The organism is Pseudomonas neuropathica (assembly GCF_015461835.1).
Taxonomy (GTDB): Bacteria; Pseudomonadota; Gammaproteobacteria; order Pseudomonadales; family Pseudomonadaceae; genus Aquipseudomonas; species Aquipseudomonas neuropathica.
This window is the reverse complement of record NZ_JACOPX010000015.1, coordinates 129,805-144,990: the sequence shown is the minus strand read 5'-3', so window position 1 is coordinate 144,990 and position 15,186 is coordinate 129,805. Positions and strand designations below refer to the sequence as shown.

Annotated in this window: 12 protein-coding genes; 4 read left to right on the top strand and 8 right to left on the bottom strand. The window is 59.5% G+C overall.

Annotation, left to right across the window (positions count from 1 at the left end; genetic code table 11):
- Window positions 1-31 precede the first annotated feature (31 nt).
- Both phoR and H8F23_RS21940 read left to right on the top strand, forming a co-directional pair.
- On the top strand, window positions 32-1,318 hold the full coding sequence (gene phoR, locus H8F23_RS21945) for a phosphate regulon sensor histidine kinase PhoR (RefSeq protein ID WP_267464111.1): 1,287 nt from the start codon (window positions 32-34) through the stop codon (window positions 1,316-1,318).
- A 122-nt stretch (window positions 1,319-1,440) separates the two neighbouring features.
- On the top strand, window positions 1,441-2,781 hold the full coding sequence (locus H8F23_RS21940; protein WP_007920256.1) for a hemolysin family protein: 1,341 nt from the start codon (window positions 1,441-1,443) through the stop codon (window positions 2,779-2,781).
- A 116-nt stretch (window positions 2,782-2,897) separates the two neighbouring features.
- Here H8F23_RS21940 and H8F23_RS21935 read toward each other — a convergent pair whose 3' ends face one another.
- From H8F23_RS21935 to H8F23_RS21905, 7 genes are all read right to left on the bottom strand, one after another.
- The gene (locus H8F23_RS21935) at window positions 2,898-3,794 is read right to left on the bottom strand and encodes a peptidoglycan DD-metalloendopeptidase family protein (RefSeq protein ID WP_194935759.1); all 897 of its coding nucleotides are present in this window, start codon (window positions 3,792-3,794) and stop codon (window positions 2,898-2,900) included.
- A gap of 187 nt (window positions 3,795-3,981) precedes the next feature.
- A complete protein-coding gene (locus H8F23_RS21930) occupies window positions 3,982-4,941 on the bottom strand; it encodes a response regulator (protein ID WP_186620216.1) in 960 nt (319 codons plus the stop codon).
- A 177-nt stretch (window positions 4,942-5,118) separates the two neighbouring features.
- On the bottom strand, window positions 5,119-5,880 hold the full coding sequence (phoU, locus tag H8F23_RS21925; protein WP_007954334.1) for a phosphate signaling complex protein PhoU: 762 nt from the start codon (window positions 5,878-5,880) through the stop codon (window positions 5,119-5,121).
- Window positions 5,881-5,950: 70 nt separating this feature from the next.
- Window positions 5,951-6,784, bottom strand: coding sequence for a phosphate ABC transporter ATP-binding protein PstB (pstB, locus tag H8F23_RS21920; protein ID WP_097089455.1), 834 nt, complete (start codon window positions 6,782-6,784; stop codon window positions 5,951-5,953).
- Between the two features lie 100 nt (window positions 6,785-6,884).
- A complete protein-coding gene (gene pstA, locus H8F23_RS21915; protein WP_194935758.1) occupies window positions 6,885-8,555 on the bottom strand; it encodes a phosphate ABC transporter permease PstA in 1,671 nt (556 codons plus the stop codon).
- Between the two features lie 16 nt (window positions 8,556-8,571).
- Window positions 8,572-10,605 (bottom strand): ABC transporter permease subunit, encoded by a 2,034-nt coding sequence (locus tag H8F23_RS21910; protein WP_175559543.1) that lies wholly within the window; start codon window positions 10,603-10,605, stop codon window positions 8,572-8,574.
- 422 nt (window positions 10,606-11,027) lie between these two features.
- A complete protein-coding gene (locus H8F23_RS21905) occupies window positions 11,028-12,029 on the bottom strand; it encodes a phosphate ABC transporter substrate-binding protein PstS (RefSeq protein ID WP_194935757.1) in 1,002 nt (333 codons plus the stop codon).
- A gap of 188 nt (window positions 12,030-12,217) precedes the next feature.
- Here H8F23_RS21905 and H8F23_RS21900 point away from each other — a divergent pair, with 188 nt between their 5' ends.
- Entirely contained in the window at window positions 12,218-13,276 is a 1,059-nt protein-coding gene (locus tag H8F23_RS21900) for a helix-turn-helix domain-containing protein (protein ID WP_194935756.1), read from the top strand.
- Entirely contained in the window at window positions 13,273-13,758 is a 486-nt protein-coding gene (locus H8F23_RS21895) for a PIN domain-containing protein (RefSeq protein WP_194935755.1), read from the top strand. The genes H8F23_RS21900 and H8F23_RS21895 overlap by 4 nt, the downstream gene beginning before the upstream one ends.
- Before the next feature lie 12 nt (window positions 13,759-13,770).
- Here H8F23_RS21895 and H8F23_RS21890 read toward each other — a convergent pair whose 3' ends face one another.
- A complete protein-coding gene (locus H8F23_RS21890; RefSeq protein ID WP_194935754.1) occupies window positions 13,771-15,069 on the bottom strand; it encodes an MFS transporter in 1,299 nt (432 codons plus the stop codon).
- Window positions 15,070-15,186 lie beyond the last annotated feature (117 nt).

Sequence of the window (15,186 nt, the reverse complement as noted above, 5' to 3'; positions counted from 1 at the left end):
TCAAAACTGGCATGGCACCCTGATTCGCCACATGCTGCTGTTGGTCACCGCCTGCCTGGTGATCGGCCTGATCACCGGCTATTACGGCTGGAGCCTTGCGGCGGGCCTGGGGATTTATCTGGCCTGGACACTCAAGCAATTGCTGCGTCTGCACGAGTGGCTGCGCCAGCACCAACCCGACGAAGCACCGCCCGACGGCTATGGCCTGTGGGGTGAAGTGTTCGACAGCATCTACCACCTGCAACGCCGCGACCAACGCGTGCGCGGGCGTCTGCAAGCGGTGATCGACCGGGTGCAGGAATCCACCGCCGCGCTGAAAGACGCGGTGATCATGCTCGACAGCGACGGCAACCTGGAATGGTGGAACCGCGCCGCCGAAACCCTGCTTGGCCTCAAGACCCCGCAGGACAGCGGCCAGCCGGTGACCAACCTGGTGCGCCATCCGCGTTTCAAGGAGTACTTCGAGCAGGAAAGCTACGCCGAGCCGCTGGAAATCCCCTCGCCGACCAACGATCGCGTGCGCATTCAGCTGTACCTGACCCGCTACGGCAACAACGAACACTTGATGCTGGTGCGCGACGTCACGCGTATCCATCAGCTGGAACAGATGCGCAAAGACTTCATCGCCAACGTCTCCCACGAGTTGCGCACGCCGCTGACAGTGATCTGCGGCTACCTGGAAACCCTGCTCGACAACGTCGAGGAAGTGAATCCGCGCTGGAGTCGCGCGCTGCAGCAGATGCAACAACAGGGCGGGCGCATGCAGACGCTGCTCAACGATTTGTTGTTGCTGGCGAAACTGGAGGCCACCGATTACCCGTCAGACAACCATCCGGTGCAGATCGACACTCTGCTGCAATCGATCAAGAGCGATGCCCAGCAATTGTCGGGCGCGAAGAACCAGCGCATCACCCTCGAAGCCGATGCCGGCCTGCTGCTCAAGGGCAGCGAGGCGGAATTGCGCAGCGCGTTCTCCAATCTGGTGTTCAACGCCGTGAAGTACACCCCGGCCGAGGGCAACATCCGTATTCGCTGGTGGGGTGACGCTCAGGGCGCGCACCTGAGCGTGCAGGATTCCGGCATCGGCATCGACAGCAAACACCTGCCGCGCCTGACCGAACGTTTCTACCGCGTCGACTCCAGCCGCAACTCCAACACCGGCGGCACCGGGCTCGGCCTGGCCATCGTCAAACACGTGTTGCTGCGCCACCGCGCACGCATGGAAATCAGCAGCGTGCCCGGTCACGGCAGCACGTTCACCTGCCATTTCGCCCCAGCTCAGGTGGCTCAGGCACGGGCCATCAGCGCCGCCGAGTAAGACCGACCAGCACTCGCCACTAGGCAATCGCCATGTCAGCCGCTACATTGGCTGACTTGTGCCTGCCTTTCAGGCGCGATTTTTCTCTCTCTTGAATCACACGGAACCCGCAAAACTCCATCATGGACCCTTCCCCTGGCTTGTCCCTCGCTACAATTTTCGCCGATTTCGGCATGATCCTTTTTGCTCTGATCCTGGTTTTGCTCAACGGCTTTTTCGTTGCGGCGGAATTTGCCATGGTCAAACTGCGCTCGACCCGAGTCGAGGCCATCGCTGATCAGAACGGCTGGCGCGGGCACATCCTGCGCACGGTACACAGTCAGCTCGATGCGTACCTCTCGGCCTGTCAGCTCGGTATCACGCTCGCCTCCCTTGGCCTTGGCTGGGTCGGTGAGCCGGCGTTCGCACACATCCTCGAACCGCTGCTGAGCGCGGTTGGCGTGCAGTCGCCGGAGATCGTCAAAGGTGTGTCGTTCTTCACCGCGTTCTTCATCATTTCGTACTTGCACATCGTGGTTGGTGAGCTGGCCCCGAAATCCTGGGCGATCCGCAAACCCGAGCTGCTGTCGCTATGGACGGCGGTGCCGCTGTACCTGTTCTACTGGGCGATGTACCCGGCGATTTACCTGCTCAACGCCAGCGCCAACGCCATTCTGCGTATCGCAGGGCAAGGCGAACCCGGTCCGCACCATGAGCACCATTACAGCCGCGAAGAACTGAAACTGATCCTGCACTCCAGCCGTGGCCAGGATCCGAGCGATCAGGGCATGCGCGTTCTGGCCTCGGCGGTGGAAATGGGCGAGCTGGAAGTGGTCGACTGGGCCAACTCCCGCGAAGACCTGATCACGCTCGAATTCAACGCTCCACTGAAAGAAATCCTCGCGATGTTTCGTCGCCACAAGTTCAGCCGTTATCCGGTGTACGACAGTGAGCGCCAAGAGTTCGTCGGCCTGCTGCACATCAAGGATCTGCTGCTGGAACTGGCGGCGCTGGACCACATTCCCGAGTCGTTCAACCTGGCTGAGCTGACCCGTCCCCTGGAGCGCGTGTCGCGGCACATGCCGCTGTCGCAGTTGCTGGAGCAGTTCCGCAAGGGCGGCTCGCACTTCGCCGTGGTCGAGGAGGCTGACGGCAACATCATCGGCTACCTGACCATGGAAGACGTGCTGGAAGTGCTGGTCGGCGATATTCAGGACGAACACCGCAAGGCTGAGCGCGGGATCCTCGCCTATCAGCCGGGCAAGCTCTTGGTGCGTGGCGACACGCCGCTGTTCAAGGTGGAACGCCTGCTGGGCATCGACCTCGACCACATCGAAGCCGAGACCCTCGCCGGGCTGGTCTACGAAACCCTGAAACGGGTGCCGGAAGAGGAAGAAGTGCTGGAAGTCGAAGGCCTGCGGATCATCATCAAGAAGATGAAAGGGCCGAAGATTGTACTGGCGAAGGTGTTGATGCTGGATTGAGTGCAATGCGGGAAACCGCGTTGCCTGCTAAAAGATCGCAGCCTGCGGCAGCTCCTACAGAGATCGCATTCCCATGTAGGAGCTGCCGCAGGCTGCGATCTTTTGCTTTTAGAAGCTTACTGCTTGCCCAACGCAAAGTTGGGCAACGCCCCCAGCGGCTGGTTGAACTGATACGGAATCGACACCAGCCCCTCACCGGTATTGCGCTGCACCACAAAGTGCAGGTGCGGACCGCTGCTGTTGCCGGTGTTGCCTGACAGCGCCAACGGACTGCCCACCGTCACCCTTTGCCCCTCGCGCACGCTCACCGAACCTTGTTTGAGGTGCAGGTACACGCCCATCGTGCCGTCGTCGTGCAGCACCCGCACGAAATTACCGGACGCATCATTACCGCGCCCGCTCTGGGAGTTCTCGGTCTTCACCACCACCCCGGCCCGCGCGGCAATGATCGGCGTGCCCACCGGCATGGCAATGTCCATCGCATAGCGATTCTTCGGCCCATAGTGACTGTACTGACCGTTGGCGCCCTGACTCAGACGAAACGGTCCACCGCGCCACGGCAGCGGATAGCGATAGCCCTGCGCGATACCAGTGGGGTCACCGAGGGAATAGTGGAACTGCGGCGTATACACCAGCGGCTGCTTGCCGGATATCGCCGTCAGCAACGCCAACCGCGTGTTGCTGCGCGCCGGCAGCACCCGGTGGATGGTTTGCGCCGGCGCACCGCGCACATTGCTCAGCCCGGTGAATGCCAAGGCAATTTTGACCGGCGCATACAAATCGTTGCGCACGAAGACCACGTCTGTGCCCTTCTGCTTCTTGATATCGAGGTAAACCTGCCGTTCCAGGCGCTCGACCATGCGGTCCTGAAACACGAACACCTGCGAGCCTTTGCTCGGCCGGTCGCTGTACGACACCACGCCGTTGGCATCAGTGGATTTGTAGATGGTCATGGCCACAGCCGAAGTGGATGCCATGAAAAGACCATAGAAGAACAGCAGGCGCGCGAGCATGGGCAAAAGTCTGTCGAAGTGAGGCCTGGGAATGAGCCTAGCAGGTGAAGCAGACCAGGCTAGTCGACAGATGTTTCAATTTGCCCAGCGCACAAAGCAAAGGATCGCAGCCTTCGGCAGCTCCTACAGGGAAAATGCATTCCAATGTAGGAGCTGCCGAAGGCTGCGATCTTTTCACAGACGAAGATCACGCGCCTGGAACGAAGTGCTTCTGCGCCGTACCGCGAGCGATCAGCCGGGAGATGTAGTCGAGCTTCTGCGCGTCCTGATCGACGAAACGGAAGGTCAGTTGCAACCAGTCGCTGTCCGGTTTTTGTTCAAAGGCAACGACGGCGTGCAGGTAGCCGTTGAGGCGGGCAATCTCGGCGTTGTCGCCCTGCTCCAGATCGAGCACAGCGCTGTCGAGGATCTGCGGCAGGGTCTCGGTGCGCTTAACCACCAGCAACGCTTCCTTGATGCTCAGGGCCTTGATTACGCATTGCTGAGTACCGCTTGGCAGGCGCAACTGACCCTGACCCCGACCACTGGCGGGAGCCGACGCGGCGGCTGGCGCCTTGACCGGTGGGCTGTTGAGCAAACCACGCGATGGCGCAGCGGCGGGCGCTGGCGCGGCAGCAGCCGGTTTGGCAAACGGATTGACCGCAGCAGCGGCTGCCGGAGCACCACCGACCACGGCAGGCTTGCCGCCAGTCAAGGCGCTCAGGGAATCGTTGCCGAACGCCGAGTTCATCTTGGTCGGCGCGCTGTTCATCAGGGTGTCGAGCTTGCCGACCTTGTTCAGCGCCTGCTTGACCTTGGTCAGCAGCTGCTCGTTGGTAAACGGTTTGCTGACGTAGCCGGAAACGCCGGCCTGAATCGCCTGCACGACGTTTTCCTTGTCGCCACGGCTGGTGACCATGACGAACGGCATGGTCTTGAGATTGTCTTGCTCGCGGCACCAGGTCAGCAGCTCGAGGCCGGACATTTCCGGCATTTCCCAGTCGCACAGCACCAGGTCGAAGGCTTCCCTGGCCAGCATGGCCTGGGCCTTTTTACCGTTGACGGCGTCCTCGGTGCGGATCCCCGGGAAGTAATTACGCAGGCACTTTTTCACCAGGTCACGAATGAACGAAGCATCGTCCACGACCAACACACTGATCTTGCTCATCCAACACCCCTATTAAAATCCCGGCAAGCATAACGCTGGCTGATGGCACATTGCCAAAACTCTTCAGTCACGCCGGGACTTTTCGTTCGCGGGTGCTGCTTTTTAATTCGAATCTGCCCATGAAAAGCACAAACAAAAACGCCCGGCCAAAGGGCCGGGCGCTTTTCTCAGGCAATCTTACTTATCGTCAGCATCGCCCGGAACATTAGCGGTTTCGCCGCTTGTGCCTTCAACTTCTTCTTTCATGCGCTTGAGGCCCATGTGGCGCACGTCGGTGCCGCGCACCAGGTAGATGACCAGTTCGGAGATGTTGCGCGCGTGATCGCCGATGCGTTCCAGCGAACGCAGCACCCAGATAATGCTCAAGACCCGCGAGATAGAGCGCGGGTCTTCCATCATGTAGGTCGCCAGCTCGCGCAGCGCGGTCTTGTATTCGCGGTCGATGATCTTGTCGTACTGCGCCACCGACAACGCCAGATCGGCGTCGAAACGGGCAAACGCGTCCAGCGCATCACGGACCATGTTGCGTACCTGGTCGCCGATGTGGCGAACCTCGACGTAACCGCGCGGCGCTTCGCCTTCTTCGCACAGCTGAATCGCTCGACGAGCGATCTTGGTCGCTTCGTCACCGATGCGCTCCAGGTCGATCACCGACTTGGAAATGCTGATGATCAAACGCAAATCGGACGCCGCCGGCTGACGGCGGGCGAGAATGCGCAGGCATTCTTCGTCGATGTTGCGTTCCATCTGGTTGATCTGGTCATCAATCTCACGCACCTGCTGAGCCAGGCCGGAGTCGGCTTCGATCAGCGCGGTGACCGCGTCGTTGACCTGCTTCTCGACCAGCCCGCCCATGGCCAGGAGGTGGCTGCGCACTTCCTCGAGCTCGGCGTTGAACTGCGCGGAGATGTGGTGGGTAAGGCCTTCTTTACTAATCATGTTGGCGTCCTTGGAGCGTCCGGTAAGGTGCGGTGGGCCGCAGCGTCAATCTGTGAATAAACCGCAACTGTCAGCCATAACGACCGGTGATGTAGTCTTCGGTCTGCTTCTTCGCCGGATTGGTGAACAAGGTATCGGTGTCGCCGAATTCCACCAGTTTGCCCATGTACATGAACGCCGTGTAGTCGGACACCCGCGCGGCCTGTTGCATGTTGTGGGTCACGATGACGATGGTGAACTTGGACTTCAGCTCGTAGATCAGCTCTTCGACTTTCAGCGTCGAGATCGGGTCGAGGGCCGAGCACGGTTCGTCGAGCAGCAGCACTTCCGGCTCAACCGCGATGGTACGGGCGATCACCAGACGCTGTTGCTGACCACCGGACAGGCCGAGTGCCGAGTCATGCAGACGGTCTTTGACTTCGTCCCACAACGCCGCGCCTTTCAACGCCCACTCAACGGCTTCGTCGAGAATGCGCTTCTTGTTGATGCCCTGGATGCGCAGGCCGTAGACCACGTTTTCGTAGATGGTCTTCGGGAACGGGTTGGGCTTCTGGAACACCATGCCGACGCGACGACGCAACTCGGCAACGTCTTCGCCCTTGCGATAGATGTTGTTGCCGTACAGGTTGATCGCGCCTTCTACGCGGCAGCCGTCAACCAGGTCGTTCATGCGGTTGAAGGTGCGCAGCAGCGTGGATTTACCGCAGCCGGACGGGCCGATGAAGGCGGTCACGCGCTGTTTCGGGATGTTCATGCTGACGTCGAACAGCGCTTGTTTCTCACCGTAATACAGGCTCAGGCCCGGCACTTCGATGGCAACGGTTTCCTGCTCGAGGCTGAGGCTTTGCTTGTCGCGACCCAGGGCCGACATGTTGATGCCGTGGGTATGTGTTTCGTGCTGCATGGGAGGCTCCCTGTGCTAACAAAATTCGGTTCGGAACACTGCTTGTTGCAGCTTCCATCAATATTCCAGTGGACGCGCTCCCACAGGGTTCGTGTCGTCCTTAGCTATCCAGTGCTTTGTATTTTTCGCGCAGGTGGTTGCGGATATACACCGCCGACAGGTTCAACGTCGCGATCACCAGTACCAGCAACAGCGCCGTGGCATACACCAGCGGACGCGCCGCTTCGACGTTCGGGCTCTGGAAGCCGACGTCATAGATGTGGAAGCCCAAGTGCATGATTTTCTGATCCAGGTGCAGGTACGGGTAGTTGCCGTCCACTGGCAGCGACGGCGCCAGTTTCACCACCCCCACCAGCATCAGCGGCGCCACTTCACCGGCGGCGCGGGCCACGGCGAGGATCATGCCGGTCATCATCGCCGGGCTGGCCATCGGGATCACAATCTTCCACAAGGTTTCAGCCTTGGTCGCGCCGAGCGCCAACGAGCCTTCACGCACGGTCCGCGGAATACGCGCCAGACCTTCCTCGGTCGCCACGATCACCACCGGCACCGCCAGCAGCGCCAGGGTCAGCGAGGCCCAGAGCAGACCCGGTGTACCGAAGGTCGGCGCCGGCAGTGCTTCGGGGAAGAACAAACGGTCGACCGAACCACCGAGTACGTAAACGAAGAAGCCCAGACCGAACACGCCGTAAACGATCGCCGGAACGCCGGCGAGGTTGTTCACCGCGATACGGATGATCCGCGTCAGGGTGTTCTGCTTGGCGTATTCACGCAGGTACACCGCCGCCAGTACGCCGAACGGGGTAACGATCATCGCCATGATCAGGGTCATCATCACGGTGCCGAAGATCGCCGGGAAGATCCCGCCTTCGGTGTTCGCTTCACGCGGGTCGTCGGAGAGGAATTCCCAGATCTTGCTGAAGTAGAAACCGAGCTTGGTGAAGGTACTCATCGCGTTCGGCTGGTAGGCGTGAACCACTTTGCCCAGGCCGATTTCGATTTCTTTGCCGTTGGCATCGCGAGCAGTCAAGGCATCGCGGTTGAACTGCGCATGCAGATCAGCCAGACGCGCTTCGATGTCCTGATAACGCGCATTCAACTCGGCACGCTCGGATTCCATGTCCGCTTGCGCGGTGGCGTCGAGCTTGCCTTCCAGTTCCAGTTTGCGGCCGTGCAGACGGATGCGTTCCAGCCCGGCGTTGATTGCACCAATGTCAGTCTTTTCCAGCGACTTCAGTTGCGCCGCCAGACCGTTCACACGGTTGATCCGCGCTTGCAGCTCAGGCCATGCAGCCTCACCTTCGGCGATGACCTTGCCGTCCTGTTTGACGTTGACCAGGTAGCCGTAGAAGTTGCCCCACTCGCGACGCTCGATCGCCATCAGTTCTGGCGGCGTGGTCTGGTTGGTCAGCCACTCACCGACGATCCAGGTAAAGTCGTTGCCGTTCAGGTCACGGTTGCCGACCTTGATCAGCTCGCGGGTCATGAATTCCGGGCCTTCATCGGGCACCGGCAAACCGGCGCTCTTCAGACGGGCGCGGGGCACTTCTTCTTTCTGCACCACTTCACCGATGACCAGGTGATTAGCCTGGCCCGGTACATCGTAGTTGGCGTGGACCAGGTCGGCCGGCCAGAAGTGACCCAGACCACGCACGGCAATCACCGCCAGCAGACCAATGGTCATGATGACCGCGATGGACACCGCGCCACCGCTGATCCAGACGCCCGGGGCGCCGCTCTTGAACCATCCTTTCAGGGAGTTCTGTTTCACAGACTTCTACCTTTGCTTAAAGCGACGAGTATTTCTTGCGCAGACGCTGACGAATCAGTTCTGCCAGGGTGTTCATGACGAAGGTGAACAACAGCAGCACCAGCGCCGAGAGGAACAGCACGCGGTAGTGGCTGCCGCCGACTTCCGACTCGGGCATTTCCACCGCGACGTTGGCAGCCAGAGTGCGCAGGCCTTCGAACAGGTTCATTTCCATGACCGGGGTGTTACCGGTGGCCATCAACACGATCATGGTTTCGCCGACTGCACGGCCCATGCCGATCATCAGCGCCGAGAAGATCCCCGGGCTGGCAGTCAGGATCACCACGCGAGTCATGGTCTGCCACGGCGTGGCACCCAGCGCCAGCGAGCCGAGGGTCAGGCCGCGCGGCACACTGAACACGGCGTCTTCAGCGATCGAGTAGATGTTCGGGATCACCGCAAAACCCATGGCCAGACCGACCACCAGAGCGTTGCGCTGGTCGTAGGTGATGCCCAGGTCGTGGGAGATCCACATGCGCATGTCACCGCCGAAGAACCAGTTCTCCATGAACGGGCTCATGTACAGCGACAACCAGCCCACAAACAGAATCACCGGGATCAACAGCGCACTTTCCCAGCCATCCGGGACTTTCAGGCGGATCGATTCAGGCAGGCGGCTGAAGGTGAAACCGGCGACCAGAATGCCAATCGGCAGCAACATCAGCAGGCTGAAGATGCCCGGCAGATGCCCTTCGACATATGGCGCGAGGAACAGGCCGGCGAAGAAACCGAGGATCACCGTCGGCATCGCTTCCATCAGCTCGATCACTGGTTTGACCTTGCGGCGCATGCCCGGGGCCATGAAGTACGCGGTGTAGATCGCAGCGGCAACAGCCAGTGGAGCAGCGAGCAGCATGGCGTAGAACGCAGCTTTCAGGGTGCCGAAGGTCAGTGGCGAGAGGCTCAGTTTCGGTTCGAAATCGGTGTTGGCTGCGGTCGATTGCCAGACGTATTTAGGCTCGTCGTAGTTCTCGTACCAGACCTTGCTCCACAGCGCGCTCCAGGAAACTTCCGGGTGCGGGTTGTCGAGCAGCAATGGTTGCAGCTTGCCGCCGGCTTCGACGATCACGCGGTTGGCACGCGGCGACAGACCGAACAGGCCTTGACCTTCTACCACTTGATCGACCAGCAAGGTGCGATGCGCGGTACTGTGGAACACGCCAAGCTTGCCGCTAGCATCCAGAGCAAGGAAGCCCTTGCGACGCTCTTCGGCGGTGATTTCAACGATCGGCGTGGTGCCCATCTGGAAAGTGCGGATCTGCTTCAGGCGCAGCTCACCATCGGTGTCACGGGCCATGAACCACTGGGCCAGACCACCCTTGGAGTCGCCGACGATCAGCGAGATACCACCGACCAGTTGCGTGGTCGCAGTGACTTCGGCGTCAGCGTTTTCCAGCAGTTTGTAGCGACCGTTGAGGCTCTTGTCGCGCAGGCTGAACACATCGGCCTGGGCGCGACCGTTGACCACGTACAGCCATTGCTGGCGCGGGTCGACGAAGATGTTTTTCACCGGCTCAGTCATCTGCGGCAGATCGATACGCTTCTGCTCGTTGGTGACTTCGCCGGTCATCATGTTTTCTTCGCTGGTCAGCGACAGCACATTGAGTTGCGAACCGGTCGAACCGACCAGCATCAGCGTCGTGTCGGTGGCATTCAGGCTGACATGCTCCAGCGCACCGCCGGCTTCGTTCAGCGCGATCGGCGTCTCGCCGTACGGATACTCGATGGCCGGGCTGATGGTTTTCTTGCCATCGGGGTAGCTGACTTTATAGGTGTGACGGAACACCAGCGCCTGACCGTTGGACAGACCCACGGCCACCAGCGGATGGCCCGGCTGGTCTTCACCAATCGAGGTCACGGTTGCGCCCGCTGGCACTGGCAGATCGACGCGCTTCAGTTCAGCGCCACTGTCGATATCAAAGAACAATGCCTGGCCCTTGTCGGAAACGCGCATGGCCACCTGATTCTGCTCTTCGAGCGAAATCATCAGCGGCTTGCCGGCGTCCTGCATCCAGGCCGGGGTGATCGAGTCTTTCGCGGTCAGGTCGGCACCCTGGAACAGCGGCGCCACCACGTAGGCGAGGAAGAAGAAGATCAGGGTGATGGCTGCCAGCACCGCGAGACCGCCAACGAGGACGTACCAGCGGGTGAAGCGATCCTTGAGCGCGCGAATGCGGCGCTTGCGTTGCAGCTCAGGCGTATTGAAATCAATGCGCTTGGGAGGATTAGTAGTCATGTGGGAATTGGCCAGATCATTCATGCGCTCACCCTAGCGATCCTGTATGACAGAAAGATGACAATGCAGTGACGCAGCAAATCCACCGCCAGCGGGACTGGCAGAGGATCAAAAATTTGAGGTGTGGAAAAGGCCGGTCTGCGCGCAGATCCGGCCTTTTACCTGAGTCCGGCGGGGTTCACCCCGGACTCAATTTGTTACTTCTTTGCGACTTCAGCGCCGCCTTCCTGCAGACCCAGGTCAGCCAGTGCTTTTGCAGCAACCTTGGCTGGCAGTGGGATGTAGCCGTCTTTCACTACCACTTCCTGGCCCTGCTTCGACAGCACCAGTTTCACGAACTCAGCTTCCAGCGGAGCCAGAGGCTTGTTCGGGGCTTTGTTGACGTACACGTAGAGGAAACGCGACAGCGGGTACTTGCCGTTCAGGGCGTTTTCTTCGGTGTCTTCGATGAAGTCAGTGCTGCCCTTCTTCGACAGAGCAACGGTCTTCACGCTAGCGGTCTTGTAGCCGATGCCCGAGTAACCGATGCCGTTCAGCGAGGAGCTGATCGACTGCACCACCGACGCCGAACCTGGTTGTTCGTTGACGTTTGGTTTGTAGTCGCCTTTGCACAGGGCTTCTTCTTTGAAGTAGCCGTAGGTGCCGGATACCGAGTTACGGCCGAACAGTTGCACTGGCTTGTTGGCCAGGTCGCCGGTCACGCCCAGATCGCCCCAGGTTTTCACGTCGGTTTTGGCGCCGCACAGGCGGGTGGACGAGAAAATCGCGTCAACCTGTTCCATGGTCAGGTGCTGGATCGGGTTGTCTTTGTGCACGAACACAGCCAGGGCATCCACAGCAACCGGGATAGCGGTTGGCTTGTAGCCATACTTCTGCTCGAAGGCCGCCAGTTCGGTGTCCTTCATCTTGCGGCTCATCGGGCCCAGGTTGGAGGTGCCTTCAGTCAGCGCAGGTGGCGCAGTGGCGGAGCCCGCGGCCTGAATCTGGATGTTTACGTTCGGGTATTCTTTTTTGTAGTTCTCAGCCCAGAGGGTCATGAGGTTGGCCAGGGTATCGGAACCGACGCTGGACAGGTTGCCCGACACACCAGTGGTCTTGGTGTAGCTCGGGATAGCAGGGTCAACAGCGGCGAACGCGTTGGCAGTCGCAACGCCAGCAGCGACAAAAGTCATTGCCGCCATCAAACGCTTCAGTTTCATGCCTTACTCCTAGCAGATAGGGTGTGTTAAGTCGGGGCCAAGTATCAGCAGGCCGTGTGAACACTCTATGGCTGAAATATGACAATTGGATGAAAGGCCAGCATGGGCCTCGTCAAAAGAAAACGAAACACTTGTCGAGTTGACAAATCAAACGTAAAAGATAGCCTTGTCAACCACGAGAGGGCCCCATGATAAACGACCGAATTCGTCGCGCGCGCCTGCAAAAAGGCCTCACTCTTGAGGCTTTGGCGATGGAGCTTGGCGACATAACCAAGCAAGCCTTGAGCAAATATGAGAAAGGGTTGAGTACCCCGAACTCAACTCGTCTGCTGCAATTGGCTAAAGCGCTTGAAGTTAGTCCTGAGTATTTCTTCCGAGCGAATGCCATTGCACTGGCACCTCTGGAGTTTCGAAAACTGGCCCGAATGCCTAAATATCGCCAGGCACAAGTGGAAGAGAAAATTCGCGAGCACCTTGAGCGCTACATCGCGCTCGAGGAGTGTTTCAATCCTGCCGACATCCACACTCCCGTCACCCCGGCGCAAATGATCCCGGTTTCCTCTCTCGATGAAGCCGAAGGCGCAGCAGAGGAGCTTCGGCAATTCTGGGGAATTGGTAGCGACCCTATTGCCAACCTGACCGAACAGCTGGAGGAGCACAGCATAAAAGTCGCCATGCTAAACGGCCCGGACGACTTCGACGGCGCTTGCGCTGCCACCGGTAACGGCGAACACGTGTTGATTGCACTGAATGCCGATCGCCCAGGCGAACGAATCAGGTTCACTGCCGCGCATGAACTCGGCCACTGGGTCATGGCATTACCCGAGGATATGCCGGAGAGGGACAAGGAAAACTGCTGCCATCGATTTGCCGGCGCGTTTCTTTACCCGGCGAAAAGTGTAACCGGTGACTTCGGTAGCCATCCTCGCTCCAGAGTTCATCCACGAGAATTGCTGATTGCAAAGCGTCAATACGGTATCTCAATGCATGCCGCGTTGAGACGCCTGAAAGATCTGAAGCTTCTCAGCGAAAGTGGCTACAAGTCCCTCACTATTCAATTCAGCGCCAATGGCTGGCGCAAATCAGAACCTGAGCCGCTACCTTGCAAGCCGCCGCAAAGATTTGAGTCGCTAGCATTCTGGGCGCTGGCAGAAGGACTGATCACCAAGTCTCGGGCTGCCGAACTCCTGCGCAAACCAGTGAGCGCATTGGACCCCAATTTTCTGGGTTCACTGGAGAATGCATGAGTTTGATCTTCATCAGTGATACGAATATCTGGATTGACTTCAGAAACGCCGGATTACTGGAGCAGATGCTTCGCTTGCCATTCACACTTTGCTGCACGGACTTTGTCATGCAGGAGCTTGCGGACTTTCCCCACCAGGAACTGCTTGATCGAGGCCTTAATGTCGAATCGTTCGATGAATCTGGCGTGATCAGACTCTTTGAGCTGAAAGTCGAACACAACAACAGCTCACTGGCGGACGTGTCTTGTTACCTGCTGGCACAGGAAACAGGGCGTCCGTTGCTGACCGGAGATGGCAAGTTGAGGCGCCAGGCACAACGAGATGGACTGGAGGTGCACGGCGCTCTTTGGTTACTTGATCTGATGGTTGAACATCACGTAATCGAAAAGCCGGACGCCGCAGACGCCTTGACCCATATGCTTGAGCATGGCGCTCGACTCCCAACTGGCGAGTGCGAAACAAGGCTCTCACGCTGGCGATAGCAGAATCCTGGATCAGCGCCCCTTCTTCCAGAGCCACGCCCCCACCAGAATCCCCATCGCGCACAGCACTGCCACATAGTACGCAGGCCCCATCGCGCTCTCTTTCAGCAGCAGGCTGACCACCATCGGCGTCAAACCGCCGAAGATCGCGTAAGCCACGTTGTACGAGAACGACAAGCCGCTGAAGCGCACCACCGGCGGGAACGCCTTGACCATCACGTACGGCACCGCACCGATGGTGCCGACCAGAAAACCGGTCAACGCGTACAGCGGGAACAGCCAGTTCGGGTGATCGGCGAGGCTGTGATAGAAGGTCCAGGAGCTGATCAGCAAACCCAGGCAACCGAAGACGAATACCCGGCCGGCCCCAAAGCGATCCGCCAGTGCGCCGGAAATGATGCAGCCGATGCTCAGGAACACGATCGCCAGACTGTTCGACTGCAGCGACTCCGTCGGCGTGAAGTGGTAGACCGTTTGCAGCACGGTCGGCGTCATCAGGATCACCACAACGATGCCGGCCGACAACAACCAGGTCAGCAGCATCGAGATCGCAATAGCCCCTCGATGGTCACGCAGCACAGCACGCAGCGGTACTTCCTCAGCCAGCGCCTTGCGCAGTTGCAGCTCGGCGAACACTGGGGTTTCGTGCAGCCAGCGGCGCAGGTAGACCGAGAACAAACCAAAAACGCCACCGAGCAGGAATGGAATCCGCCAGGCGTAATCGGAAACTTCCGCAGGGGTATAAATGCTGTTGATCGCCGTGGCGACCAGCGAGCCGAGCAAAATGCCGGCGGTCAGGCCGCTGGTGAGGGTGCCGCAGGCGTAACCCATGTGCTTTTGCGGTACGTGTTCGGAAACGAAGACCCACGCGCCCGGTACTTCGCCGCCAATCGCCGCGCCCTGAATGACCCGCATCAATAGAAGAAGGATCGGCGCCCACAGGCCGATCTGCGCGTAGGTTGGCAGCAGACCCATGATCAGGGTCGGCACGGCCATCATGAAAATGCTCAGGGTGAACATCTTCTTGCGCCCCAGCAGGTCGCCGAAGTGCGCCATGACGATGCCGCCCAGCGGCCGCGCGAGATAGCCGGCGGCGAAGATGCCGAAGGTCTGCATCAGGCGCAGCCACTCGGGCATGTCGGCCGGAAAGAACAGCTTGCCGACCACGGTGGCGAAGAAAACGAAGATGATGAAGTCGTAGAATTCCAGCGCACCGCCGAGAGCGGACAGCGACAGAGTCTTGTAGTCATTGCGGGTCAACGGTCGTGCGGGTTGCTCGGGCTGCGCGAGGCTCGAAGGCGCTGTGGTCATGGCAAGGGCTTCTCTTATAGTCGGATCTGCCGCCACAACAACGCTGGCGGTGGCTTGGGCAGGTTCGGCACGATAGCAAATTGTTCGAAAAAGCACATATAGGCGCGTATTTGACGG

Excerpts from the sequence above, each read along its gene's own strand:
- pstB (WP_097089455.1), bottom strand. The coding sequence starts at position 6,784 with ATGCAGCACGAAACACATACCCACGGCATCAACATGTCGGCCCTGGGT.
- H8F23_RS21910 (WP_175559543.1), bottom strand. The coding sequence starts at position 10,605 with ATGCAGGACGCCGGCAAGCCGCTGATGATTTCGCTCGAAGAGCAGAAT.
- H8F23_RS21905 (WP_194935757.1), bottom strand. The coding sequence starts at position 12,029 with ATGAAACTGAAGCGTTTGATGGCGGCAATGACTTTTGTCGCTGCTGGC.
- H8F23_RS21940 (WP_007920256.1), top strand. The coding sequence starts at position 1,441 with ATGGACCCTTCCCCTGGCTTGTCCCTCGCTACAATTTTCGCCGATTTC.
- phoR (WP_267464111.1), top strand. The coding sequence starts at position 32 with ATGCTGCTGTTGGTCACCGCCTGCCTGGTGATCGGCCTGATCACCGGC.
- H8F23_RS21900 (WP_194935756.1), top strand. The coding sequence starts at position 12,218 with ATGATAAACGACCGAATTCGTCGCGCGCGCCTGCAAAAAGGCCTCACT.
- H8F23_RS21935 (WP_194935759.1), bottom strand. The coding sequence starts at position 3,794 with ATGCTCGCGCGCCTGCTGTTCTTCTATGGTCTTTTCATGGCATCCACT.
- H8F23_RS21930 (WP_186620216.1), bottom strand. The coding sequence starts at position 4,941 with ATGAGCAAGATCAGTGTGTTGGTCGTGGACGATGCTTCGTTCATTCGT.
- H8F23_RS21890 (WP_194935754.1), bottom strand. The coding sequence starts at position 15,069 with ATGACCACAGCGCCTTCGAGCCTCGCGCAGCCCGAGCAACCCGCACGA.
- H8F23_RS21895 (WP_194935755.1), top strand. The coding sequence starts at position 13,273 with ATGAGTTTGATCTTCATCAGTGATACGAATATCTGGATTGACTTCAGA.
- phoU (WP_007954334.1), bottom strand. The coding sequence starts at position 5,880 with ATGATTAGTAAAGAAGGCCTTACCCACCACATCTCCGCGCAGTTCAAC.